At 70.3% G+C, this 24,619-nt stretch carries 19 protein-coding genes and 1 pseudogene; 13 read left to right on the top strand and 7 right to left on the bottom strand.

Annotation, left to right across the window (positions count from 1 at the left end; all coding sequences use genetic code 11):
* The first annotated feature begins 57 nt into the window (after positions 1–57).
* Positions 58–2,748, top strand: a complete 2,691-nt coding sequence (locus tag ACZ45E_RS04255) for an ATP/GTP-binding protein (protein ID WP_468216324.1) — start codon at positions 58–60, stop codon at positions 2,746–2,748.
* 140 nt (positions 2,749–2,888) lie between these two features.
* On the opposite strand, the gene ACZ45E_RS04250 is transcribed toward ACZ45E_RS04255, so the two are convergent.
* Positions 2,889–4,052 carry a magnesium and cobalt transport protein CorA gene (locus tag ACZ45E_RS04250; protein WP_468216321.1) on the bottom strand — a complete coding sequence of 388 codons (1,164 nt, stop codon included), beginning with the start codon at positions 4,050–4,052 and terminating at the stop codon, positions 2,889–2,891.
* A 157-nt stretch (positions 4,053–4,209) separates the two neighbouring features.
* Between ACZ45E_RS04250 and ACZ45E_RS04245 the strand changes: the two genes are divergently transcribed.
* A complete protein-coding gene (locus tag ACZ45E_RS04245; RefSeq protein WP_468216319.1) occupies positions 4,210–5,325 on the top strand; it encodes a winged helix DNA-binding domain-containing protein in 1,116 nt (371 codons plus the stop codon).
* A 19-nt stretch (positions 5,326–5,344) separates the two neighbouring features.
* Here ACZ45E_RS04245 and ACZ45E_RS04240 read toward each other — a convergent pair.
* Both ACZ45E_RS04240 and ACZ45E_RS04235 read right to left on the bottom strand, forming a co-directional pair.
* Positions 5,345–5,554, bottom strand: a pseudogene (locus tag ACZ45E_RS04240) (LysE family translocator); the annotation flags it as partial.
* Positions 5,555–5,610: 56 nt separating this feature from the next.
* A complete protein-coding gene (locus ACZ45E_RS04235; protein ID WP_468216317.1) occupies positions 5,611–6,444 on the bottom strand; it encodes a helix-turn-helix transcriptional regulator in 834 nt (277 codons plus the stop codon).
* A 138-nt stretch (positions 6,445–6,582) separates the two neighbouring features.
* On the opposite strand from ACZ45E_RS04235, the gene ACZ45E_RS04230 reads away from it, so the two are divergent.
* On the top strand, positions 6,583–8,268 hold the full coding sequence (locus ACZ45E_RS04230; RefSeq protein ID WP_468216315.1) for an AMP-binding protein: 1,686 nt from the start codon (positions 6,583–6,585) through the stop codon (positions 8,266–8,268).
* The gene (locus tag ACZ45E_RS04225) at positions 8,265–9,878 is read left to right on the top strand and encodes an AMP-binding protein (RefSeq protein ID WP_468216314.1); all 1,614 of its coding nucleotides are present in this window, start codon (positions 8,265–8,267) and stop codon (positions 9,876–9,878) included. The genes ACZ45E_RS04230 and ACZ45E_RS04225 overlap by 4 nt, the downstream gene beginning before the upstream one ends.
* Before the next feature lie 129 nt (positions 9,879–10,007).
* On the opposite strand, the gene ACZ45E_RS04220 is transcribed toward ACZ45E_RS04225, so the two are convergent.
* Complete coding sequence (locus ACZ45E_RS04220) at positions 10,008–10,700, bottom strand: hypothetical protein (protein ID WP_468216312.1); 693 nt, start codon at positions 10,698–10,700, stop codon at positions 10,008–10,010.
* Between the two features lie 247 nt (positions 10,701–10,947).
* Here ACZ45E_RS04220 and gcl point away from each other — a divergent pair, with 247 nt between their 5' ends.
* On the top strand, positions 10,948–12,735 hold the full coding sequence (gene gcl / locus ACZ45E_RS04215; RefSeq protein WP_468216310.1) for a glyoxylate carboligase: 1,788 nt from the start codon (positions 10,948–10,950) through the stop codon (positions 12,733–12,735).
* Positions 12,736–13,460: 725 nt separating this feature from the next.
* On the opposite strand, the gene ACZ45E_RS04210 is transcribed toward gcl, so the two are convergent.
* The 3 genes from ACZ45E_RS04210 to ACZ45E_RS04200 form a co-directional block, all read right to left on the bottom strand.
* Entirely contained in the window at positions 13,461–14,924 is a 1,464-nt protein-coding gene (locus ACZ45E_RS04210; protein ID WP_468216308.1) for a catalase, read from the bottom strand.
* A gap of 208 nt (positions 14,925–15,132) precedes the next feature.
* A complete protein-coding gene (locus ACZ45E_RS04205; protein ID WP_468216305.1) occupies positions 15,133–16,029 on the bottom strand; it encodes a 2-hydroxy-3-oxopropionate reductase in 897 nt (298 codons plus the stop codon).
* 58 nt (positions 16,030–16,087) lie between these two features.
* A complete protein-coding gene (locus ACZ45E_RS04200) occupies positions 16,088–16,948 on the bottom strand; it encodes a TIM barrel protein (protein ID WP_468216303.1) in 861 nt (286 codons plus the stop codon).
* 130 nt (positions 16,949–17,078) lie between these two features.
* Between ACZ45E_RS04200 and ACZ45E_RS04195 the strand changes: the two genes are divergently transcribed.
* From ACZ45E_RS04195 to ACZ45E_RS04160, 8 genes are all read left to right on the top strand, one after another.
* Complete coding sequence (locus ACZ45E_RS04195; protein WP_468216301.1) at positions 17,079–17,330, top strand: YkoF family thiamine-binding protein; 252 nt, start codon at positions 17,079–17,081, stop codon at positions 17,328–17,330.
* Positions 17,327–17,695 carry a helix-turn-helix domain-containing protein gene (locus ACZ45E_RS04190; RefSeq protein WP_468216299.1) on the top strand — a complete coding sequence of 123 codons (369 nt, stop codon included), beginning with the start codon at positions 17,327–17,329 and terminating at the stop codon, positions 17,693–17,695. Before ACZ45E_RS04195 ends, ACZ45E_RS04190 begins: the two co-directional genes overlap by 4 nt.
* Positions 17,696–17,844: 149 nt before the next feature.
* Positions 17,845–18,372, top strand: coding sequence for a 2-oxo-4-hydroxy-4-carboxy-5-ureidoimidazoline decarboxylase (gene uraD, locus ACZ45E_RS04185; protein WP_468216296.1), 528 nt, complete (start codon positions 17,845–17,847; stop codon positions 18,370–18,372).
* Complete coding sequence (gene uraH, locus ACZ45E_RS04180) at positions 18,372–18,788, top strand: hydroxyisourate hydrolase (RefSeq protein ID WP_468216294.1); 417 nt, start codon at positions 18,372–18,374, stop codon at positions 18,786–18,788. The genes uraD and uraH overlap by 1 nt, the downstream gene beginning before the upstream one ends.
* A 5-nt stretch (positions 18,789–18,793) precedes the next feature.
* A complete protein-coding gene (gene pucL / locus ACZ45E_RS04175) occupies positions 18,794–19,726 on the top strand; it encodes a factor-independent urate hydroxylase (RefSeq protein WP_468216293.1) in 933 nt (310 codons plus the stop codon).
* Positions 19,727–19,808: 82 nt separating this feature from the next.
* A complete protein-coding gene (locus tag ACZ45E_RS04170) occupies positions 19,809–21,227 on the top strand; it encodes a nucleobase:cation symporter-2 family protein (protein WP_468216292.1) in 1,419 nt (472 codons plus the stop codon).
* Positions 21,228–21,273: 46 nt separating this feature from the next.
* Positions 21,274–22,659: an 8-oxoguanine deaminase gene (locus ACZ45E_RS04165; RefSeq protein ID WP_468216289.1), complete on the top strand. Its 1,386-nt coding sequence runs from the start codon at positions 21,274–21,276 to the stop codon at positions 22,657–22,659.
* A 508-nt stretch (positions 22,660–23,167) separates the two neighbouring features.
* Positions 23,168–24,520 (top strand): nucleobase:cation symporter-2 family protein, encoded by a 1,353-nt coding sequence (locus tag ACZ45E_RS04160; protein WP_468217114.1) that lies wholly within the window; start codon positions 23,168–23,170, stop codon positions 24,518–24,520.
* Positions 24,521–24,619: the final 99 nt, after the last annotated feature.

The following is a 24,619-nucleotide window of genomic DNA, read 5'->3' as shown; positions in this document are numbered from 1 at the left end:
CCCCACGGGGTTCGGCCGAGCATGAGTTGCGACCAAAGAATCTTCGTGGGGGCTGTCGTGGCAGGTCGCGATCTGCGGGCGCTGTTCAGTACGAACGACCGCACGCTCGATGCTGCGGAGGTGTTCACGAACCGGCAGGCGCAATGGGGGTTCGTGGTGGCCGCGCTCACCGAGCACCTGCGGCATGTCAACAGCCCTGCCTTTGCTCCGGAGGACCTGGAGGTCGCGCGGAACAACGTGGTGGTCCTCCACGGAATCGGTGGCATCGGGAAGACCACGCTGTCGCGCAAGTTCGAGGCGTCCCTCGCCGACCCGGCGCAACGTCCCGCCCAATGGGGTGCCCCCGTTCGGCCCGGAGCACGGATCCTGCCCGTACGGATCGATCTCGCGCGTTCCGCGGACCCCGACTTCGAAAAGGTCGTGCTCAGCGTGCGCCTCGCGCTGGCCGCGATCGGCCGACCAATGCCGGCCTTCGACTTGGCATTGCGCCGCTACTGGGAGCACCAGCATCCGGGAGATCCGCTGGAGAACTTCCTCGACCGTGGCGGCCTGGCAGCCCGGTTCGGCAAGGCGCTGCCGCAGCAGATGCAGTCCGCGCTGGCTGACGTCGCCCAGGCGTTGCTGCTGCCGGGGACAGTGGGGTCCGCCATCGGGCAGGTGACCGGGGCACTCATCACAGCGCTGCGCCAGCGTCGGCAGACCGTGCGTGCGCTCGCCGGCTGTGCGCGTCTGGCCGATCTCCTGGAGAGCGAACCGGATCTGGATTCCCTGTCCTACTACCCACACCTGCTCGCTTGGGAGCTTGCCCGGATACCCGCCGCAAAGAGGGTCACCCCGGTGATCCTGCTGGATGCCTTCGAGGAGATCGGGGACCGCACCCACCGAGACTTCGAACGCCTCCTGCAGCGTCTGGTGTGGCTGATGCCGAACGCCTTCTTCGTCATCACCGGCCGCTCCCGCCTGCAGTGGGCCGACGGAGCCCTTCAGGGCCAGCTCGACTTCACCGGCCCCACCGCCTGGCCCGGTCTCGCCGCCCATGACACTCCCCATGGGGGCACCGAGCCCCCTACCCGCATCCGTGAACGGCAGATGCTGATCGGCGACTTCTCCTTCGAGGACTGCGACGACTACCTCGCCCGACGCCTCTCCTCCGACGGCCGCCCTCTGATCAGTGAACCCGTCCGCGCGGTGATCGGGCAGCGCTCGCACGGCCTGCCGCTGTACCTAGACCTCTCCGTCATGAGGTTCCTGGAGCTCCGGCGCAGCGGGCACACCCCACAGCCGACCGATTTCGACCACGACTTCCCCGCACTGATCGCCCGCACTCTCTCCGACCTCACCGCCCCCGAGCGCCATGTGCTGCGCTCTGCCAGTCTCTTCTCCTCCTTCGATGTCGCTTTGGCGACCCAGGCCGCGGGTCTGCCCCGACAAGCACCGGCGCTGCGACTCGTGGAGCGTCCCTTCGTACGGGAGACACCGTTCGGCCTGTGGCCCTTCCACCTCCATGCCCTCATCCGCGCGACGATCCGGGGAGCCGACGACCACACCGACGACCGGTGGTCTCCGGCCGACTGGCGGCAGGCCGCCGTCCGGGGCCTCGCCGCCCTCGGAGAGCAGTGGCGCAGCGGCTCGGACCGCGATCGCCCGCTCCTCGTGGGCTGTCTGCGCCAGGGACTGGCCATCGCCCGCGACCACCGTCTCGACCTCGGCTGGCTCACCGAGGCCGCCTGGACGTACATCGGCGACTCCGTATGGGAGCCGCTCGAACCGGCCGCCGCCCCCGAAGCGGAGGGCGTCACGGCCACGGCTGCCGACGTGCTGGTGGAGCTGCTCAGCGCGCTCGCCCGCAGGCAGCACGAGAACCGCGCCCGCACGATGGAGCGCCTGGTCGCAGTCGCTGACACTGGGTTGCTGCCCGCGGAACTGCACGAGGTGGCCATCTACTACCGGGCCAAGGCGCAGCGCGACCTCGGGCACACCGCGGAGTCCCGCCAGGGTATGCAGCTGGTCGCCGCGGGCGATGGACGTCTCGCGGCGAATGCCCGTCGCGGACTCGCCCATCTCTCCCGGCTCGCCGGCGACTTCCCGACCGCTCTTGAGGCCGCCGAGCACTTGGGCTGGGCAGGCCGGCACCACCGGGTCGTGGGGGACGTGCGATGGGTACAGGGCGACATGGCCTCGGCTGCCGAGGCTTTCGGGGCAGCCCGTGCGGAAGGCGAGGAGCACGGCAAGAGCGGGGAGGCGGCCATGTCACAGGCCGTGCGGGCCTTCACTCTCGCTTTTACCGCCGACCCCGCCACCGACGACGAGATCGACCTCGGTGAACATCTCCTGTCCCGGGTCGACCTGCGCGTCGCGACCTTGGACGTACAGATCGCAGTGCTCCTGCGTGACGCCGGCACGGACACCGGAGTCGAGGACCGGGCACGGGTACTGGCCGCCGAGATCAGTACGTCGGGGCTGCCCTTCGTCCAGGCCAAACTTGAGTTGGCACGCACCTTCCACCACGCCGTCCGCGACGACCGGGCGGGCGTCGCCTCCAGGATCAGCCGACTCCGTGAGCTGACCCGTGAGGGTTACTACGCCTACTACGTCGACATCGCCCACTTCATGGCCGGCCTCCCGCTCGACACCCCCTCCCGCGCACGGTGGCTCGACGAGCAGCGGACCGTACGCCGACGCTGGCGCAGCATGGTCCTCGACCGACGCGCTCTGCTCGCGTCACGGTCGGCTACCGGAGCGCCGTAACCGGTCGGCACCCCGAAAGCCTCGGGCGAACCGGACGACTGTCCCGGTGGGGAGGTTACGGCGTCGGAAACCCGGCGTCCGGCACCCGGGCGATGACTGCCACCCCGCGGCCCGGGTGTGGTGTACGCCCAAGCTCCCGGCTACAGCCAGTCCCGCCGCTTGAAGACGAAGTACAGGCTCACACACACCACTGCCATCAACCCGATCGCGAACGGATATCCGAACCGCCACCCCAGTTCCGGCATGTTCTCGAAGTTCATCCCGTAGATCGTTCCCACCAACGTGGGTGCAAACAAGATGGCCGCCCAGGACGAGATCTTCTTGATCTCCTCGTTCTGCTCGAACCCCGCCTCCGCCAGCGCCCGCATCTCCGCGTTCTGCTGCTGCGTCACCAGCGTCGCGTTCACCGTGAGGATGTCGGCGAGGGCCTGGCGGAAGCTGTCGACGCGTTCGCTGGTGTGGGTGACGTGGTCGGCGACGTCACGCAGGTAGCGCTGGAGTTCCTCGTCCGTGCCGTACTTCGCGAAGCCCGCCATCAGGGCGTGCAACATGCCGACCAGGGGGCGGGTCGCGCGCTGGAACTCGACCATTTCACGGGAGAGTTCGTAGATGCGGCGGGAGACCTCGGGGGCGCCGGAGAAGACCTCGGTCTCGATCTCGTCGACGTCGTTCTGGACGCCGTCGACGACCGGGGCGTAACCGTCCACGACCGCGTCGAGGATCGCGTAGAGGATGGCCTCGGGGCCGAGGCCGAGGAGTTCGGGGCTCGCCTCCATGCGGCGGCGGACGGCCGAGAGGTCGGGCGCGGCGCCGTGCCGGACCGTGATGACGAAGTCCGCGCCGACGAACACGTGCAGCTCCCCGAAGTCGACCTCCTCGGACGCGTCCAGATAGCGGGCCGCGCGCAGGACGACGAAGAGGGTCTCGCCGTACCGCTCGAGCTTCGGGCGCTGGTGCGCCTCCAGCGCGTCCTCCACCGCGAGCTGGTGCAGGTCGAACTCGGCGGCCAGTGACTTCAGTTCGGCCTCCGTCGGGCGCGCCAGGCCGATCCAGGCCACGGTCCGCGGATGCTCGTGCAACTGCCGGTACGTGTCCGTGAGGGTCTCGGGGTTCGCGACGCGCAGCCCGTCCCGGTACAGCGCCGTGTGCACGACAGTGTCCACCGGTTCCTGCGCCGGCGCCGCGTCCGAGGCGGGCGCCGTGGGCGGCTCGGACGCCGGGGCCGGGGCCGCGCCCCGCCGCCAGGTGTAGCGGCGCGTCCCGCCGTGCCGGTTCCGCCCGGCTCGCTCCTGCCGTCGCGGCATCGCCGCCTCCTTCCGCCGTCGGGTCCCGGGCAGCGTAACCAGCGAAGGTGTCGCAGCCCGGCAGCGGCATCCGGGCCTGTCACCCCCGGGCCCGTCCGCAGGTGCCGGAAAGGCACCAAGGTCACCCTCCGGCCCGGATGCCCGTTACCGTCCCCTCATGACGACGAAGCCGATGACCTCCCGGGCCCTGGGCCGGGCCACTCTGGAACGCCAACTCCTCCTGCGACGCAGCTCGTTGGGGGCGGCCGAGGCCGTCGCCCACCTCGTCGGACTCCAGGCCCAGGAGGTCCGGCCGCCGTACGTCACCCTCGCCGCCCGGCTCGCCGACTTCACCCCCGCCGCTCTCTCCACGGCCCTGGAGGAACGGCGCGTGGCCCGCCTCGTCACCATGCGCTCCACGATCCATCTGCACACCGCCGAGGACTGCCTGACGCTGCGTCCGCTCGTGCAGCCCGCGCGCGACCGGGAGCTGAACATGTTCCGCAAGGGGCTCGACGGCGTCGACCTGGCGCGTCTGCGCGCCCTGACGCGGGAGTACGTCGAGACGGAGCCGCGCACCCCGAAGGAGCTGCGCGAACTGCTCCTGAAGGAGTGGCCCGACGCCGACCCGCAGTCCCTGTCGACCGCCGCCCGCTGCTCGCTGCCGCTCGTCCAGGTCACCCCGCGCGGCCTGTGGCGGCGCAGCGGCGGGGTGCGGCTCACCACCGCCGAGCACTGGCTGGGACGGACGCCGCCCGAGGAGGCGCCGACGCCCGACGCGACCGTCCTGCGCTACCTCGGTGCCTTCGGGCCCGCCTCCGTGAAGGACTTCCAGCAGTGGGCGGGGCTCACCCGCACCAAGGACGCCTTCGAACGGTTGCGGCCGCGGCTCGTCACCTTCCGCGACGAACACGGCGTCGAACTCTTCGACCTGCCCGACGCGCCCCGCCCCGACGAGAACGTACCGGCGCCGCCACGGCTCCTCGCCGGGTTCGACAACCTGCTGCTCTCGCACGCCGACCGCACGCGCGTGGTGCGCGACGCCGACCGGGGCCGCACCTGGCAGGGCAACGTAGCCTTCCCGACCTTCCTCGTCGACGGCGTCCTCGCCGGGCTGTGGGCCCTCAAGGAGGGCAAGCAGGGGCGCGACGAGCCAAGCTCTCTCACCCTGGAGCCCTTCGGCCGGCTCACCCGCGGCGAGCGTGACGAGCTCGTCGCCGAGGCGGAGCGCACCGCCGCCGTCCTGGCGGCGCCAGGGCCGGTCGCCGTGGACTTCGGCGCTGTACGGGGATGATCCGGGGCCTGCGCGAAGGTCACTCCGCGCGGCCCGTCGCCGCGACCGTCACCCCCAGACCTATCAGGGCGAAGCCGCCCGTCCCGCCGATCAGCGAGAGGCGCCGGTCCGAGCGCGCGAACCAGTTCCGCGCCGCCGACGCCGTCAGCCCCCACAGCGTGTCCGTGACCAGCCCGATGGAGATCGGCACGAGCCCCAACAGCAGCGTCTGCGCCGGCAGTCGACCCGATGGCCATGACGACATCCACCCAGGCCCACCACAAGGGGCCCAGGACGACCGCCCCCCTACGGCAGCAGCCCCGCCCGCCGTGCCGCCGCCACCGCCTCGCCCCGGGTGTGCGCCCCCAGTTTTCGCATGGCGGCCCGGAGATAACCCTTGACGGTCTCCGGGCGCAGTCCGAGCCGCGCGGCCGCCCCCGCGTTCGTCGCGCCCGCCGCCACGCAGACGAGGACGTCCACCTCGCGCGGGGCGAGCACCGCCCCCGCCTCCCCGGTCCGCGGCGCAGAGGCCGACGCCAGCCGGCCGCAGGCCGCGAGGAGTTCGGCCCGCAGCGCCGGGTCGACGATCTTCGGGGCGAGGGCCCGCAGCGCGCCGTGCGCCTCGCGGACCTCCTCCCACGCCCCGGCGCCCGTACCCACCGGGGCGCTCGCCGTCGCCAGCAGGGCCCTCGCCTCGTCCCGCGCCACCAGCGCCTGCTCCACGTCGCGGGCCGCCGCCAAAGCGGCGTCCAGCGTCCGGTCGCCCAGCGGCTGGGCCGAGCGCAGCGCCCCGTACAGCACACCGCGTACCCGGCGGCGGACGACGACGGGGACCGCGAGGACCGAGCGCAGGCCCTCGGCGCCGACGGCGGCGTCGTACTCGTGGCTGATGTGGCGCGAGCCCTGGTAGTCGGTGACCGCGCAGGCCCTCGCGAGGCTGAGGGCCTTGCCGCCCAGGCCGGTGCCCGCCGACACGGCGAGGCCGCGCAGGGCGTTGGTCGCCGTGCCGCTCAGCTCGGCGATACGTACCTGGCCCGCGCTCGGGGTGAGCCCGCCGAAGGCCACGGGCAGCCCCGTGCCCCGGCGCAGACGCACCAGCGCCGCGCGCACCTCGACCGCCTCCGCGGCTTCTGCGCTCACCCTCGATCTCCTCGCCGTGCTCGGGTCACCCCCGTTCGGGGGTGGTGAGACCTGCGTCACGGACTACACGATGGCAGACACGGTTCCGCATGACACGGCCCGCGACGACGCGGGACGAGAAGGACTCCAGGAGCGCACATGACGACGGCGAACGGCCCCACGCAGCAGTTCCGCACGGCCCGTGACTTCCTGCTGCGGCACGCCCAGGAGTACGAGACGGCGTACGAGGGCTTCGCCTGGCCCCGGCCCGACCGGTTCAACTGGGCCCTCGACTGGTTCGACGTCATCGCCGCAGGCAACGAGAAGACCGCCCTGCACATCGTCGAGGAGGACGGCGACGAGGCCCGCTTCTCCTTCGACACCCTGCGCCGCCGCTCGAACCAGGTCGCGGGCTGGCTGCGCGCCCACGGAGTGCGGCCGGGCGACCGCGTCCTGCTGATGCTCGGCAACCAGGTCGAGCTGTGGGAGGTGATGCTCGCCGTGATGAAGCTGCGCGCCGTCGTCATCCCCGCCACGCCGCTGCTCGGCCCCGCCGACCTCACCGACCGCGTCGAGCGCGGCCGGGCCCGGCACGTCGTCGTCCGGCCCGAGGACGTCGCCAAGTTCACCGAGGTGCCGGGGGAGTACGGCCGGATCGTCGTCGGCGCCGGAGCGCCGGTCGAGGGCTGGCTCGCCTACGAGGACGCCGCCGACGCGCCGGACGCCTTCGAGCCCGACGGGGTCACCCTCGCCGACGACCCGCTGCTGCTGTACTTCACCTCCGGCACGACGGCCCGTCCCAAACTCGTCGAGCACACCCATGTCTCCTACCCCGTAGGGCATTTGGCGACGATGTTCTGGATCGGGCTGCGCCCCGGCGACGTCCATCTGAACATCTCCTCGCCCGGCTGGGCCAAGCATGCCTGGTCGAACTTCTTCGCGCCGTGGAACGCGGAGGCGACCGTCTTCCTCTACAACTACACGCGCTTCGACGCGGGCCGGCTGATGGCCGCCATGGACCGCGCGGGCGTCACCTCGTTCTGCGCGCCGCCCACCGTGTGGCGCATGCTCATCCAGGCGGACCTCACCCAACTCGCCGCGCCGCCAAAGGAAGTGGTCGCCGCCGGGGAACCGCTCAACCCCGAGATCATCGAGCAGGTCGAACGAGCCTGGGGCATCACCATCCGCGACGGGTTCGGGCAGACCGAGACGTCCGTGCAGGTCTCCAACAGCCCCGGCCAGCCGCTCAAGCCGGGCTCCATGGGGCGCCCCAGCCCCGGTTTCAAGGTCGAGCTCCTGGATCCCGTCACCGGTGAACCCGGCGCCGCCGAGGGGGAGATCGCCCTCGACCTGGCCGCCCACCCCGTCGGTCTTATGGTCGGCTACCACGGCGACCCGGAGCGTACGGCGGAGGCGATGGCGGGCGGCTACTACCGCACCGGCGACATCGGAGCCCGGGACGCCGACGGCTACGTGACCTACGTGGGGCGCTCCGACGACATTTTCAAGGCCAGCGACTACAAGATCAGCCCCTTCGAGCTGGAGAGCGCCCTCCTGGAGCACGAGGCAGTCGCCGAGGCCGCGGTCGTGCCCGCGCCCGACACCCTCCGGCTCTCCGTCCCGAAGGCGTACGTCGTGCTCGCCGAGGGCTTCGAACCCGGCGCGGACACCGCCAAGCTGCTCTTCGAGCACTCCCGCGCCGTCCTTGCCCCGTACAAGCGGCTGCGCCGTATCGAGTTCGCCGAGCTGCCCAAGACCGTCTCCGGCAAGATCCGCCGCATCGAACTGCGTGAGCGCACCGCGCAGGGCTCGACCGCCGAGTACCGCGAGGAGGACTTCCGGTGACCATCGCCCTCTCCTACGCCCACGGCACCAGCCCCGAACCCCTCCTCGGCGACACCATCGGCGGCAACCTCCTGCGGGCCGTCGAGGCATGGCCGGAGCGGGACGCCCTCGTCGACGTACCGAGCGGACGGCGCTGGACGTACCGCCAATTGGGCGCCGATGTCGAGGAGTTGGCCCGCGCCCTGCTGGCCGTGGGCGTCGCCAAGGGGGATCGCGTCGGCATTTGGGCGGTGAACTGCCCCGAGTGGATCCTCGTCCAGTACGCGACCGCCCGCATCGGCGCGATCATGGTCAACATCAACCCTGCTTACCGTGCCCACGAGTTGGCATACGTGCTCAAGCAGTCGGGGATCTCGGTGCTGGTCGCCTCCACCGGCCACAAGGGCACGGACTATCGGGAGCTTGTCCGCCAAGTGGCGCCGGGCTGCCCGCAGTTGCGGGAGCGCGTCTTCATCGGGGAGCCGAGCTGGGAGGCGCTCGTAGCCGCCGCCTCGCGCACAACACCGGAGCAACTCGCCGCCCGGGCAGCGGAGTTGTTCTGCGACGACCCGGTCAACATCCAGTACACCTCCGGCACCACCGGCTTCCCCAAGGGGGCCACGCTCTCCCACCACAACATCCTCAACAACGGTTACTGGGTGGGGGAGACGGTCGGCTACAGCGAGCACGACCGGATCTGCCTGCCCGTTCCCTTCTACCACTGTTTCGGGATGGTCATGGGAAACCTGGCCGCCACATCCCACGGTGCCTGCGTCGTCGTCCCCGCCCCGTCCTTCGAACCCGCCGCGACGCTCCAGGCAGTGCAGGGCGAGCGGTGCACCTCCCTGTACGGGGTGCCGACGATGTTCATCGCCGAGCTGAACCTGCCGGACTTCGCCTCGTACGACCTGTCGTCGCTGCGCACCGGCATCATGGCGGGCTCGCCGTGCCCCGCCGAGGTGATGAAACGGGTCGTCGCCGAGATGCACATGGCCGAGGTCTCCATCTGTTACGGCATGACGGAGACGTCGCCGGTCTCCCTCCAGACCCGCCGCGACGACGACCTGGAGCGGCGCACCGGCACCGTCGGCCGCGCCCTGCCGCACATCGAGGTCAAGGTCGTCGACCCGGTCACCGGCGTCACCCTGCCGCGCGGTGAACCCGGCGAGCTGTGCACCCGCGGCTACAGCGTGATGCTCGGCTACTGGGGCGAGCCCGAGCGGACCGCCGAGGTCGTCGACGCCGGACGCTGGATGCACACCGGGGACCTGGCGGTGCTGCGCGAGGACGGCTACGCGCAGATCGTCGGCCGCATCAAGGACATGATCATCCGCGGCGGCGAGAACGTCTATCCGCGCGAGATCGAGGAGTTCCTGTACGGGCATCCGGCCGTCGCCGATGTGCAGGTGGTGGGCGTACCGCACGAGAAGTACGGCGAAGAGGTCCTGGCCTGCGTGATCCTGCGGGACCCGGCCGCCGGTCTCACCCTCGACGAACTGCGCGCCCACTGCCGCGACCGCCTCGCCCACTACAAGGTGCCGACCCGGCTGCGGATCCTCGACGCGTTCCCCATGACGGTGAGCGGCAAGGTCCGCAAGGTGGAACTGCGGGAGGGGTACGGGGAGTCGTAACGCGCGCTTCTGCGGGCGGGGGGCGGCCTGCTGTCACAGGTCCCGGTGTGTGCAGCACCGCGGCCACCGGTCGAGTCCGCCCCCCGCCTCCGCTTCCCGGACAGGGGGCGTTCGTCGCAAGGGTGCCGGTCAGGCGCCGGTCGCGATCAGTTCGTCCGCTGGACTGTTCACCGGCTGCGGGACCCCCGCGAGGTCGAGGACGAACAGGGGGACGCCCAGTTCGTCCGCGCGGGTGCGGGCCGCGTCCGCGTACCCCGCCAGGGAGAAGAAGACGGAGGACGCCGACTCCGTCATCGACTGGAGCCACAGGCACTCCACGTCGCGCACGGTCGCGGGCCGCACCGACGGCTCGATCTGCGCGACGACGCCCTGCGCCGCGAGACCGATGCCGGACGAGGGCCGCTGGTCGGCGCGGCGTACGTCCCGGTATCCGAGCCAGCGCAGATAGAGGGCGGCGGCGGTCACCGCGTCCCGCGCGGTGCGGATGGCGACGGGCTGGAACGCGGGCCGCGGCGCGGGCGCCGTCCTGGGCAGCGGAATGTGGGAGGGCGAGGGGGCCTGGTCGCTCTGGACCGGGACGCGCAGCACGGTGCCGCAGTGGCAACCCAGCTCCGGCCGGGGCCAGCGGTCGCGGCGGCCGCACATGGGACAGCGCAGGGTGACCCAGTCGTCGGCCCAGGTGCGGTCGCCGACCGGCTCGGCCTCCGCGCCGCGCAGCAGTGGGGGAGCGACGGGCGCGCCGCAGGCGCAGGGCAGTACCGCGGGCACGTAGAGATGCTCGCGCAGACAGGCCGGACACCGTACGCGCGCCGGCTCGGCCATGGCACACCCCCTCGGGCCCCGCGGGTTCCGCTTCGTCGTCAGTCTCATCATCCACCTTGACGGCCTCCGAGACCCCCCTCTACATTGCTTCCATATAACAGAATATTGTTTCCGCATGGTGGAAAAAATAACGAGAGCCACCGTGCGGGAACAACGGAATTCAGAGCTCGCCGCGGGGCGCGACGGGAGCGCGAATCCGACAGCCGGACACAGACGTACTCAGTCACAGCAGAAGTCGGGAGCACTCATGGCTCGAATGACCGCCGCCCGCGCGGCCGTTGAGATCCTCAAGCGCGAAGGCGTCAGCAACGCGTTCGGCGTGCCCGGTGCCGCCATCAACCCCTTCTACAAGGAGCTCAAGGAGAGCGGTGGCATCGACCACACGCTCGCCCGCCACGTCGAGGGCGCCTCGCACATGGCCGAGGGCTACACCCGGGCGAACCCGGGCAACATCGGTGTCTGCATCGGGACTTCGGGCCCGGCCGGTACCGACATGATCACCGGTCTCTACTCCGCCATCGGCGACTCCATCCCGATCCTGTGCATCACGGGCCAGGCGCCGAGCCACCTGCTGCACAAGGAGGACTTCCAGGCCGTCGACATCGCCTCCATCGCCAAGCCGGTGGCGAAGATGGCCGTCACCGTCCTGGAGGCCGCACAGGTCCCCGGCGTCTTCCAGCAGGCATTCCACTTGATGCGCTCGGGCCGCCCGGGACCCGTCCTCGTCGACCTGCCGATCGACGTCCAGCAGACCGAGATCGAGTTCGACCCGGACACCTACGAGCCGCTGCCGGTCTACAAGCCGGCCGCGACCCGCGCCCAGATCGAGAAGGCGCTCGGCCTCCTCCTGGAGTCCGAGCGGCCGCTGATCGTCGCGGGCGGCGGCATCATCAACGCGGACGCGAGCGACCTGCTGGTCGAGTTCGCCGAACTCACCAACACCCCGGTCGTTCCCACGCTGATGGGCTGGGGCACCATCCCCGACGACCACGAGCTGAACGCGGGCATGGTCGGCCAGCAGACCGGCCACCGCTACGGCAACGCCACGTTCCTGGAGTCGGACTTCGTCCTCGGCCTCGGCAACCGCTGGGCCAACCGGCACACCGGCTACAAGCTCGACGTCTACCGCGGCGACCGGAAGTTCGTGCACGTCGACATCGAGCCGACCCAGATCGGCAAGATCTTCGCCCCGGACTACGGGATCACCTCCGACGCCAAGGCGGCCCTGGAGCTCTTCGTCGAGGTCGCACGCGAGCTCAAGGCCGCGGGCAAGCTCCCCGACCGCTCCGCGTGGGTCGCCTCGCACCTGAAGCGCAAGGAGACCCTCCTGCGCCGTACGCACTTCGACGACATCCCCATGAAGCCGCAGCGCGTCTACGAGGAGATGAACAAGGCGTTCGGCAAGGACACCCGGTACGTCACCACGATCGGCCTCTCCCAGATCGCCGGCGCCCAGATGCTGCACGTCTACAAGCCGCGGCACTGGATCAACTGCGGCCAGGCGGGCCCGCTCGGCTGGACCATCCCGGCCGCGCTCGGCGTCGCGAAGGCCGACCCGGACACGCAGGTCGTGGCCCTCTCCGGCGACTACGACTTCCAGTTCATGATCGAGGAGCTGGCGGTCGGCGCACAGCACCGCATCCCGTACGTCCACGTCCTGGTGAACAACGCCTACCTGGGCCTGATCCGCCAGGCCCAGATCGGCCTCGACATCAACTTCCAGGTCAACCTGGAGTTCGAGAACCAGAACAGCCCCGAGCTCGGCGTCTACGGCGTCGACCACGTCAAGGTCGCCGAGGGCCTGGGCTGCAAGGCGATCCGGGTGACCGACCCGGACGAGCTGGGCCAGGCCCTGGAGCAGGCGAAGAAGCTCGCCCAGGAGCACCGGGTGCCGGTCGTCGTCGAGGCGATCCTGGAGCGCATCACGAACATCTCCATGAGCCCGACGGCCGACATCAGCGCGGTCAAGGAGTTCGAGGAGCTTGCGACGGAGCCCGGGCACGCGCCCACGTCCATCCGGCCCTTGAAGGTCTGACCCCGCGCGTCCCTGAGGGGCGGGCCCACCGGTTGAGCGCCGGTGGGCCCGCCCCTTTTTGCTGGGTGCGGCTCTGTATGTGGCGGGGCCGGGCCGGTTGCGTCTGCCGGGTTGCGGTCGCGTCGCGGGCCGGCCGTTCGTCGTGGCTGGTCGCGCAGTTCCCCGCGCCCCTGAGGCATGCGGCTCCGCCGCAGCCCCAGAGGCCGCGCCTCGCGCAGCCCCGCAGGCGCACGGCGTGCGCCTCTCTGAGATGGCGCACGCAGTGCGCATCTCAGGGGCGCGGGGAACGGCGCGAGCAACCACGACGGCGCCGCACACACCACCGAACGGCAAGCCCCCACCCCTGCGAAAGCCCCCCGCGGAAGCCCCCGGCCCAGGGCACGCCGAAACCCCGGGTACGGACCGTCGTACCCGGGGTTGGTAGGGAGGTTGGTGCCGTCCGGCGGCGCGCGACTGGCGGAACATGCGTACGTGCCGCCGGACGGAGTCATCGGCTGGGATCGCGGCGGCCGCACGACGGTCCGCCGGCCCGCCCTCCCTCAGGTCGAAAGGGGGACCGGTGAACCTTCACCACCGCACTGGCTCGCACCGGCCGCCGCGATCCTCGTCCTCCCGCACCTCCCGCGCGGCTACCCCTCATCCGGGTCGCGCGGGCGGTACGGGCTTGCGCGTACGGAGCTGACCTCCCGTCAGGCCCCGTACGCGGTCTGGGGTGTTGCCCTGGGTCAGTCCTCGCGCAGGGCGCGGACCGCTTCCTCCAGGCGCTTGCCGTACTCGGGGTCGGCGGCGTGGAAGTGGGCGAGGTTCTTCTCCACGATGTCGTCGCGGGAGACCTGGGAGAGGCCGCCGGCGATGTTCGCGACGAGGCGCTGCTTCTCGTCCTCGGACATCAGCCGGTACAACTCGCCCGCCTGGAAGAAGTCGTCGTCCTTGGTGTGGGCCGGGGCCTCGTGCGTGCCCGTGTGGCCGGAGACCGCGAGCGGCGCGGCGAGCGGGCGGCCCGTCTCGACCGGGCCGTCGTAGGAGTTCGGCTCGTAGTTCTTGCGGGCGCGGCCGTAGGCGTTGGTGGCCATGAGGCCGTCGCGGCCGTAGTTTTCCGCCCCGCCGACGACGCCCTTCGGCGCGTTCACCGCGAGCTGGGTGTGGTTGACGCCCAGGCGGTAGCGGTGCGCGTCCGCGTAGGCGAAGAGGCGGCCCTGGAGCATCTTGTCCGGGGAGGGGCCGATGCCGGGCACGAAGTTGTTCGGGGAGAACGCGGCCTGCTCGACCTCGGCGAAGACGTTGTCCGGGTTGCGGTCGAGGACCATCCGGCCGACGCGCTGCAGCGGGTAGTCCGCGTGCGGCCACACCTTGGTGAGGTCGAACGGGTTGAAGCGGTACTCCGCCGCCTCGGCCGCCGGCATGATCTGCACGTACAGCGTCCAGGACGGGTTCACGCCGCGCTCGATGGCCTGCAGCAGGTCCGTCTGGTGGGAGTTGGGGTCCTTGCCCGCGAGCTCCTGGGCCTGCTCGGTGGAGAGGCAGCGGACGCCCTGGTTCGTCTTGAAGTGGTACTTCACGAAGAAGGCCTCGCCCGCCTCGTTCGTCCACTGGTAGGTGTGCGAGCCGAAGCCGTTCATGTGCCGGTACGAGGCCGGGATGCCGCGGTCGCCCATCAGCCAGGTCACCTGGTGCGTGACCTCGGGGGAGTGCGCCCAGAAGTCCCAGACGTTCTCCGGCTCCTGCTTGCCCGTGAACGGGTCGCGCTTCTGGGAGTGGATGAAGTCGGGGAACTTCAGCGGGTCCTTGATGAAGAACACCGGGGTGTTGTTGCCGACGAGGTCGTAGTTGCCCTCCTCGGTGTAGAACTTCACGGCGAAGCCGCGCGGGTCGCGGACGGCGTCCGCGCCACCGAGGTTGTCCGCCACGGTCGAGAAGCGCGCGAACAGCTCGGTGCGCTTGCCGACGGTGTTCAGGAAGTCGGCGTGGGTGAAGCCGGTGACGTCGTCGGTCACCTCGAAGTAGCCGTACGCGCCGGAGCCGCGGGCGTGCACGACGCGCTCCGGGATGCGCTCACGGTTGAAACGGGCGAGCTTCTCCAGGAGGTGCTGGTCCTGGAGGAGGATCGGGCCGCCGACGCCTGCGGTGGCGGAGTTCTGGTTGTCGGCGACAGGGGCGCCGGACTCGGTCGTGAGCACACGCTTCGGCATTATTTCGAGGCGACCTTCCGTGCAGTGGCTGCTGACGATGCGGGGGAGCGTAAGCACCCCTGAACTGCTGCGTCAACAGTTTGTTGAAGTTATGGGCGTACCTGGTTCAACTTTTTGTTGAACAAAAGGGAAGGGTTCCGGGCCGCGGCGACGCCTGGGCGCGACAGGACAGGTGTCAGCGCCGCCACGGCCCGGAAGTCTGGGGTGGTTACGCGACCTGGTCGCCCGAGAGGCGCTCGACCGAGCGCAGCAGCGCGGAGTGGTCAAGGCCGCCGTCGCCCTGGGCGCGCAGCGAGGCGACCAGCTGGGCGACGACGGCACCGACGGGCAGGGCCGCGCCGACGTTGCGGGCGGCGTCGGTGACGATGCCCATGTCCTTGTGGTGCAGGTCGATGCGGAAGCCCGGCTTGAAGTCGCGGTTGAGGAAGTTCTCCTTCTTCCGCGTCAGGACGGTCGAGCCGGCCAGGCCGCCGTTGAGGACGTCGAGCGCGGCCTTCAGGTCCACGCCGGACTTCTCCAGGAAGACCACGGCCTCGGCGCACGCCTGGATGTTCACGGCGACGATCAGCTGGTTGGCGGCCTTCACGGTCTGGCCCGAGCCGTGCGGACCGCACAGCACGATGGTCTTGCCGAGCGCTTCGAGGAGCGGCTTGGCCTCGTCGAAGTCGGCCTGCTCACCGCCGACCATGATGGACAGGACGGCCTCGATCGCGCCGGCCTCGCCGCCGGAGACGGGGGCGTCCAGGACGCGGATCCCCTTGTCCTTGGCGGCCTTCGCCAGGTCGACCGAGGTCTGCGGCGTGATCGACGACATGTCGACGAGCAGGGCGCCCGACCGCGCGTTCTCCAGGATGCCCTCGGCGCCGTAGGCGATCGCCTCGACCTGCGGGGAGGCGGGGACCATCGTCACGATCACGTCGGCGTCCCCGACGGCCTCCGCGATCGACTTCACGGCCTTGCCGCCGGCCGCGGCGAGGCGGTCCAGCTTCTCCTGCTCCAGGGTGAAGCCCGTGACGTCGTAGCCGGCCTTGATGAGATTCTCCGCCATGGGGGAGCCCATGATGCCGAGACCGATCCACGCGACCTTGGGGAGGTTGTTGCTCATGAGGGTGACTCCAAAGCTGAGGAAAGCAGCGATACGTAGATGAAGGGCGCCCGGCGCGTCAGGCGCGCGCGGCGCGGGCCTCGTGCGGCAGCCAGCCGAAGGACTCCGCGCTCGGGGCGTCGCCCGGCTTGTACTCCAGGCCCACATAGCCCTCGTAGCCGGCCTTCTTGAGCCGGCCGAGCAGCTCCGCCAGGGGGAGCGAGCCGGTGCCGGGGGCGCCGCGGCCCGGGTTGTCGGCGATCTGCACGTGGGCCGTCTTGTCGGCGTAGGCGTCGATGACGGCCGGCAGGTCCTCGCCGTTCATGGACAGGTGGTACAGGTCCATGAGGAACTTGGCGTTGCCGAGGCCGGTCGCCGCGTTCACCTTGTCGACGATCTCGATGGCCTGGGGGGCGCTCACGATCGGGCAGGCCGGCGACTCCGGCTTGTTCAGCGCCTCGATCAGCAGGACGGCGCCGACGCGGTCGGCGGCGCGGGCCGCCAGGACCAGGTTCTCCAGGGCGAGTTCGTCCTGCACGGCCGGGTCGACGCCGTCGACGCGGTTGCCGTACAGCGCGTTGAGCGCCTTGCAGCCGAGGGAGTGCGCGAAGTCGGCGGCGACGTCGACGTTGGCGCGGAACTTCTCGCTCTCCTCGCCCGGGATCGACAGGGCGCCCCGGTCGGGGCCGGGCAGCTGGCCCGCGTAGAAGTTCAGTCCGGTCAGCTGGACGCCCGCGTCCTTGATCGCGTCGCGCAGGGCGTCGAGCTCGGACTGTGCGGGGGTGGGGGCGTCGACCCAGGGCCACCAGAGCTCGACCGCGGTGAAGCCGGCCGCGGCGGCGGCCGCGGGACGCTCCAGGAGCGGGAGTTCCGTGAAGAGGATCGACAGGTTGACGTTGAAGCGCTGGTCTGCGGCTGCACCCAATTCAAAACCTGGCATCGGGGTCGGCGCTCCCTTCTAGTTCCGTATAGCGGAAGTTCATTTCTGCTTGATGGAAGGTTGCCCGGGGTCCGGTCGGGCTGTCAAGAGGGGCTGCCGGAAAAACGCCGATCGGCATTAGGTTGAGGGCGTGCGATTGAGAGTGGAGTTCACGACCGAACCCTTCGACCTCGACGAGGCGCCGCCGCACGCGGTCGTCGCCCGTGACGTCGTCCAGGGGGCCGACCTGGACGCGGTCGACGTGGGACCGTTCGGCAACACCGCGGAGGGGGAGGCCGACCGCGTGCTCACCGCGGTCGACACGCTGCTGCGCCGGGCGCTCGAAGCGGGCGCCACCCGCGTCTCGCTCCAGGTCAATGTGGTCGGGGAGGGCGATAAGTGACCGGTCCGGGGGACGAGCCCTTCGTCCGGGCGGTCAAGCCGCTCGTCGACGCCATGGGGGCCGAGATGCTGCCGCCGAGCGAGGCGGCCAAGGACGACATCGTGCTGAGCTGGGAGGGTGCGGAGGTGCTCGCCGTGCGGCTGCCGCAGCTGGCCGACTCCCTGGACCACCTGCTGGCCGCCATGGAGCGCAAGGAGGGCAAGCCCCTCGCCGAGCTCGACCGCAAGGAGAAGCAGGAGGCCGTCCGCCTCCTCGAGGCGCGCGGCGCGTTCTCCGTGCGCCATGGCGTGGAGACCGTGGCGGGAGCGCTCGGTGTCTCCAGATTCACCGTCTACAACTACCTCAACCGCGAGAAATCGACCTGACCTGCGGTGATCCGCCCGTCACCGAACCGTCGTCCGGATACCGGACGGCGGTTTTTGTCGTTCCAAGTTTTCAACAAAGTGTTGACGCAGTGTTTCCGAGGGCGTTAGCTATCCGCAGCCCGTCCAGCACCAGGCCACGGAGGCATCCCGTGACTTCAGGAACGACGACACCGGGTCTCACCCGGTTCAACACCTCGGACGAGAGCGCGGCCCTGGCCGAGCTCCACGAGGTGTGTGCTTCATCGGCGTGGGGGAACAGACTCGTCACCCAGCGCCCCTTCGCCACCAGCGAGTCCCTCTTCAAGGCCAGTGACGCCGCGACGGCCGAACTGACCGCCGAGGACCTCGCCGAGGCGATGGCGGGGCACCCGCCGATCGGCCGCCCGAAGCCCGGCGACCCGACCTCGTCGCGCGAACAGCGCGGCATGGCGGGAGCCTCCGAGGAGCTCAAGGCGGAGATGCTCGAACAGAACCTGGCCTACCAGGACCGGTTCGGACATGTCTTCCTCATCTGCGCCACCGGGGCGAGCGCGGAGCAGATGCTCGACGCGCTCAAGGCACGCATCGGCAACACGCCCGAACAGGAGCGGGAGATCGTCCGCACCGAACTGGGCAAGATCAACCGCATCCGCCTGACCCGTCTCGTGGAGCGAGCAGAAGAAGAGGGCAACGCCTGATGAGCACCGAGACCACCGCTTCGGTGTCCACGCACATCCTGGACACCAGCATCGGACGCCCCGCCGGGGGCGTCGCCATCTCCCTTGCGGCGCGCGCCGGTTCGGGCGCCGCCTGGGTGGCGCTCGGCGGCTCGGCCACCGACGCGGACGGGCGCTGCAAGGACCTGCCGGCCCTGCCGGAAGGAACCACCCACGTCCGTCTCGACTTCGAGACGGAAGCCTATTTCTCGACCTTCTCGACGTCCGCCAACCAGCAAGCCGATGCGCAGCAGGACGCCCCCGCGAATCGGGACAGCGGTGCGACCGGAGCGTTCTTCCCGGAGGTGGCGATCACGTTCGCCGTCACCCCGGGCGAGCACTACCACGTGCCGCTGCTGCTCAACCCGTTCGGCTACTCCGTTTACCGAGGGAGCTAGCAGACATGCCCACGATTCTCGGCCAGAACCAGTACGGCAAAGCAGAGAACCGCGTAGTCAAGATCACGCGGGACGGCGACACCCACCACATCAAGGACCTGAACGTCTCGGTCGCGCTCAGCGGCGACCTCGACGACGTCCACTACAACGGGTCGAACGCCAACTGCCTGCCGACCGACACCACGAAGAACACCTGCTTCGCCTTCGCCAAGGAATACGGCATCGACTCGGCGGAGCAGTACGGCATCCACCTCGCCCGGCACTTCGTCGACAGCCAGCCCTCCATCCACCGGGCGCGCATCCGCATCGAGGAGTACACCTGGGAGCGCATAGCCGGCTCCGACGCGGGCTCCAACTTCATCGGCGCCGAAGAGGTCCAGCACTCCTTCGTCCGCAAGGGCCAGGAGACCCGCCTCGCGCAGATCACGTACGACGGCACCGACTTCGAGGTCCTGTCCGGGCTCAAGGACCTGACCGTGATGAACTCCACGAACTCCGAGTTCTGGGGCTACATCAAGGACAAGTACACGACGCTCAAGGAGGATTACGACCGCATCCTCGCGACGTCGCTGTCCACCTGGTGGCGGCACAACTGGACCAGTGACGAGCAGCGCATGCCGCACTGGGAGAAGTCCTACGAGCAGTCCAAGAAGCACATCCTCCAGGCCTTCGTCGAGACGTACTCGCTCTCGCTCCAGCAGACCCTGTACCAGATGGGCTCGCGCGTCATCAACAACCGCAGCGAGATCGACGAGATCCGCTTCTCGGCGCCGAACAAGCACCACTTCCGCCAGGACCTGTCGCCCTTCGGCCTGGAGAACGAGGCGAAGGACGGCGCCGTGTACTACGCCGCCGACCGCCCCTACGGCCTGATCGAGGCCACCATCCTGCGGGACGGCGCCGAGCAGCGCATCCCGGTCGACATGACCAACCTCTGACGCCTCAGGCGTACTCGGACGCGCAGCGCACCCCCGTCCACCCCGGTCGGCGGGGGTGCGCCGCACCGGAGGGAACATCGCAATGGCAGTGCCAGCAAAGGGGCCGGCTGAAGCCGAGGGCCCGTGTTCTGAATTTTCCGGCCCACCGACGAGCGCCGACACGGTGCACCCGGTGGACGAGAAGCTCCACGTCTCGCGGCTCGTCCCCGCCGCTCTCCAGCACATCGCCGCCATGTACGCGGGCGTCGTCACCCCTCCGCTCATCATCGGCCAGGCCGTCCACCTGGACACCGCGGGCCGGACCCGGCTGATCGCCGCGTCCCTGCTCATCGCGGGCGTGGCCACCCTGCTCCAGACCCTCGGCGTCAAGGGCTTCGTCGGCAACCGGCTGCCCTTCGTCAACGCCGCCTCGTCGGCCGGTATCGCACCGATGCTCGCGATCGCCGAGACCAACGCCAAAGGGGACCAACTCCCCGCCATCTACGGGGCGGTGATGGTCGCGGGCGTCTTCTGCCTCGCCATCGGACCGTTCTTCGGACGGCTCCTGCGGTTCTTCCCGCCGCTCGTCACCGGCGTCGTCATCACCCTCATCGGGGTGACCCTGATGCCCGTGCCCGTCGGCTGGGCCCAGGGCGGCGACGCCACCTCCGCCGACTACGGCGACATGCGCTTCCTCGCGCTGGCCGGCTTCACCCTCGTCGTCATCCTGCTGATCCAACGGTTCGGCAAGGGCTTCGTCAAGCAAGTCGCCCTGCTCTTCGGCCTGTTGATCGGCACCCTCGCCGCGATCCCCTTCGGCATGGCGGACTTCAGCGCGCTCGGCTCCGCGCCGGTCGCCGCGCTCCCGACGCCGTTCGCCTTCGGGGCCCCGGAGTTCCAGCCCGCCGCGATCGTCTCGCTCTGCCTGGTCATGCTCGTCCTGATGACCGAGTCCTCGGCCGGCATGCTCGCCATCGGCGAGATCTGCGAGCGCGAGACCTCCGGCCGCACCATCACCCGCGGCCTGCGCACCGACGGCATCGCCACCTTCGTCGGCCCGGTCTTCGGCGGCTTCCCGACCTCCGCGTTCGCCCAGAACGTCGGTGTCGTCTCGCTGACCAAAGTACGCAGCCGGTACGTCGTCGCGGTGGCGGGCGGCGCCCTGCTGATCCTCGGCATCTTCCCGATGCTCGGCGCCGTCGTCTCCCTGGTCCCCATGCCGGTCCTGGGCGGCGCGGGCATCGTCCTCTTCGGCTCGATCGCCGTCAGCGGCATCCGCACGCTCTCCGAGGCGGGCCTCGACGACAGCTCCAACATCATCCTGGTGGCCGTCTCGCTCGGCGCGGGCATCATCCCGCTGGCCGCGCCCACCTTCTACGCCGACTTCCCGGCCTGGGCACAGACCGTGCTCGGCTCCGGCATCAGCGCCGGCGCGCTCGTCGCCGTATCGCTGAACCTCTTCTTCCACCATCTCGGCACCCGTGGCAGCGCCGGCGCCGCCGCGGCACTCAAATCAACCTAGGGTCCTGCCGTGCCCCAACCGCCACTCAGGAAATGAAGGAAGCACCATGGCAGCTTCTTCGGCAGACCGCATCGTCATCGAGAACGTCGCCATCGCGACGGTCGACGCCACCGACACCGAGTACGCCTCGGGACACATCGTCGTGGCCGGGAACAAGATCGAGTCCGTCGGGGCAGGCAAGGCGCCCGAGGGCCTGGAGAACGTGGTCCGTCGCATCGACGGCACCGGCCACCTCGCCACGCCCGGCCTGGTCAACACCCACCACCACTTCTACCAGTGGATCACCCGCGGCCTCGCCACGGACCACAACCTGTTCAACTGGCTGAAGACGCTGTACCCGACGTGGGCGCGCATCGACGAGCAGATGACGTACGCGGCGGCCCAGGGCTCCCTCGCGATGATGGTCCGCGGCGGCGTCACCACCGCCATGGACCACCACTACGTGTTCCCGCAGGGCTCGGGCGACCTCTCCGGGTCGATCATCCGCGCCGCCTCCGAGATGGGCGTGCGCTTCACCCTGGCCCGCGGCTCCATGGACCGCAGCGAGAAGGACGGCGGGCTGCCGCCGGACTTCGCCGTCGAGACCCTCGAAGGCGCGCTCGCCGCGACCGAGGAGACGGTGAAGAAGCACCACGACGCCTCCTTCGACGCGATGACGCAGGTGGCGGTGGCCCCCTGTTCGCCGTTCTCCGTCTCGACCGAACTCCTCAAGCAGGGCGCCGAGTTGGCGCGCCGTCTCGGTGTGCGCCTGCACACCCACGGCAGTGAGACGGTCGAGGAGGAGAAGTTCTGCCACGAGCTGTTCGGCATGGGCCCGACCGACTACTTCGAGTCGACGGGCTGGCTCGGCGAGGACGTGTGGATGGCGCACAGCGTCCACATGAACGACTCCGACATCGCCGCCTTCGGCCGTACGAGGACGGGCGTCGCGCACTGCCCGTCCTCCAACGCCCGCCTGGCGGCCGGGATCGCCCGCGTCCCCGACATGCTCGCCGCCGGTGTCCCGGTCGGCCTCGGCGTCGACGGCACCGCCTCCAATGAGTCGGGCGAACTCCACACCGAGCTGCGCAACGCCCTGCTCATCAACCGCCTCGGCGCCCACCGCGAGGCAGCCCTGAACGCCCGTCAGGCGCTGCGCCTTGGCACGTACGGCGGCGCGCAGGTCCTCGGCCGCGCGACCCAGATCGGATCGCTGGAGGCCGGCAAGCTCGCCGACCTGGTCCTGTGGAAGCTGGACACCCTGGCCCACAGCTCCATCGCCGACCCGGTGACCGCGCTCGTTTTCGGCGCGGCCGCCCCGGTCACCCTCTCCCTCGTCAACGGCGCGCCGGTCGTGGAGAACAGCCGCCTGCTGCACGTAGACGAGGACGCCATCGCCCGCTCCACGCGGGACGAGGCACAGCGCCTCGCGCGCATCGCCGCGCAGGCGTAACACACCTGGAACTCCGGCCGGGGAGGACGGTCCCCGGCCGGACCCGAGCAGCCGAGCGGGCTGCTCGGGTGCCGCCCCGGCACGTGGCCCAAAGCTTCACGTTCCCGGGGCGGTCAGAGCCTGTCTTCGAACCCCCGTCGTCCGCGCGCAGCGCGGGCGCAGCGGCGGTCGGTGCGTGCGATCGGCGTGCGGAGTCCCAGGTCATGTGGCGGAGCCACCTGTCCTGGGGCGCCGTGCGGCGAGGGTGCGTGCCGGGCGTCGGGGCGCAGACGGGGGTTCGAAGACAGGCTCTCAGTAGTACCTGGGCGCACGACAACCGAATAGCGAGCACGACCTTGCACCACCTCCCAGAAGCGAAAAGTGCCGGCGGCCCTGCCGGGACCGGAAAACAACCGGAGGAGCCGCAGTGGCGACGAAGCCCAGGTTCACCAAGCAAGGCACCACCCCCGCGGAGCAGGATGCGGGGCATACCAAACATCCGGTCGACGAGACGCTGCCCCCGCTGAAGATGGCGACGACGGGGCTGCAACACGTGGCGGCGATGTACGCGGGCGTGGTCGCACCCCCGCTCATCGTCGGCGCGTACATAGGTCTCTCGGCGAAGGAACTCACCTTCCTCACCGGCGCCTGCCTGTTCACGGCGGGTCTGGCCACGTTCCTCCAGACGCTCGGCATCTGGAAGATCGGCGCCCGGCTGCCCTTCGTGAACGGCGTGACGTTCGCGGGCGTCGCCCCGATGCTCGCCGTCGTCGACTCGACGAAGGACAAGGCCGACGCGCTGCCGATCATCTTCGGGGCGGTGATCGTCGCGGGTGTGCTCGGGTTCGTCGCGGCGCCCTTCTTCTCCAAGGCGATCCGCTTCTTCCCGCCGGTCGTCACCGGCACCGTCATCACGCTCATCGGCGTCTCCCTGCTGCCGGTCGCGTTCGGCTGGGCGCAGGGCCCCGACACCAAGGCGTCGGACTACGGCTCGATGAAGAACCTTGCCCTCGCCGGAATCACCCTGGTGATCGTGCTGCTGCTGCGCCGCTTCACGACCGGGTTCGTCAAGCAGATCGCGGTCCTGCTCGGCCTGGTCATCGGCACGGTCGTCGCGATCCCGTTCGGCGTCACGGACTTCTCGCCGGTCGGCGACGCGGACATCATCGGCTTCCCCACCCCGTTCCACTTCGGCGCGCCGCAGTTCGCCGGGGCGGCCATCGTCTCCCTCTGCGTCGTCATGGTCGTCTCGATGACCGAGTCGACCGCCGACATGCTGGCGCTCGGCGAGATCGTCGACCGCCCGGCCGACGAGAAGACCATCGCGGCCGGCCTGCGCGCCGACACCCTCGGCACAGCGATCAGCCCCCTGTTCAACGGCTTCATGTGCAGCGCGTTCGCCCAGAACATCGGCCTCGTCGCGATGACGAAGATCCGCAGCCGGTACGTGGTGGCGACCGGCGGCGCGTTCCTGGTCCTGATGGGGCTGTGCCCGGTGGCGGCCTCGCTGATCGCGGTCGTGCCGCGCCCGGTGCTCGGCGGCGCGGGGGTCGTCCTGTTCGGATCGGTCGCCGCCAGCGGCATCCAGACCCTGGTCAAGGCGAACCTGGAGAAGGACAACAACGTCCTCATCGTCGCGGTCTCGCTCGCCGTTGGCCTCATCCCCATCGCGGCGCCGGAGTTCTACCACGCGTTCCCCGACACCGCGAAGATCATCCTGGACTCGGGCATCTCCACCGGCTGTGTCGCGGCCGTGCTCCTCAACCTCGTCTTCAACCACATCGGCAAGCGCGGCGACGCGGACGAGGTCACCGCGCCGATGGAGTCCGGCGGGGCCATCGTCGAACAGCGGACGGGGACGACGGCGGCCTCGGCGCACTGACGCCGGGCCGGCACCGGATACGGCGGAGGGGGGGGGGGGGGGGGGGAGGGAGCTCCCAAAAGGGCAAACCCCCGGGACAGGGTGTCCCCCCACAGGGGA

The organism is Streptomyces sp. NPDC030991, assembly GCF_055571235.1.
The sequence above is the reverse complement of the archived record's forward strand: the minus strand, read 5'-3'. Positions and strand labels throughout refer to the sequence as shown.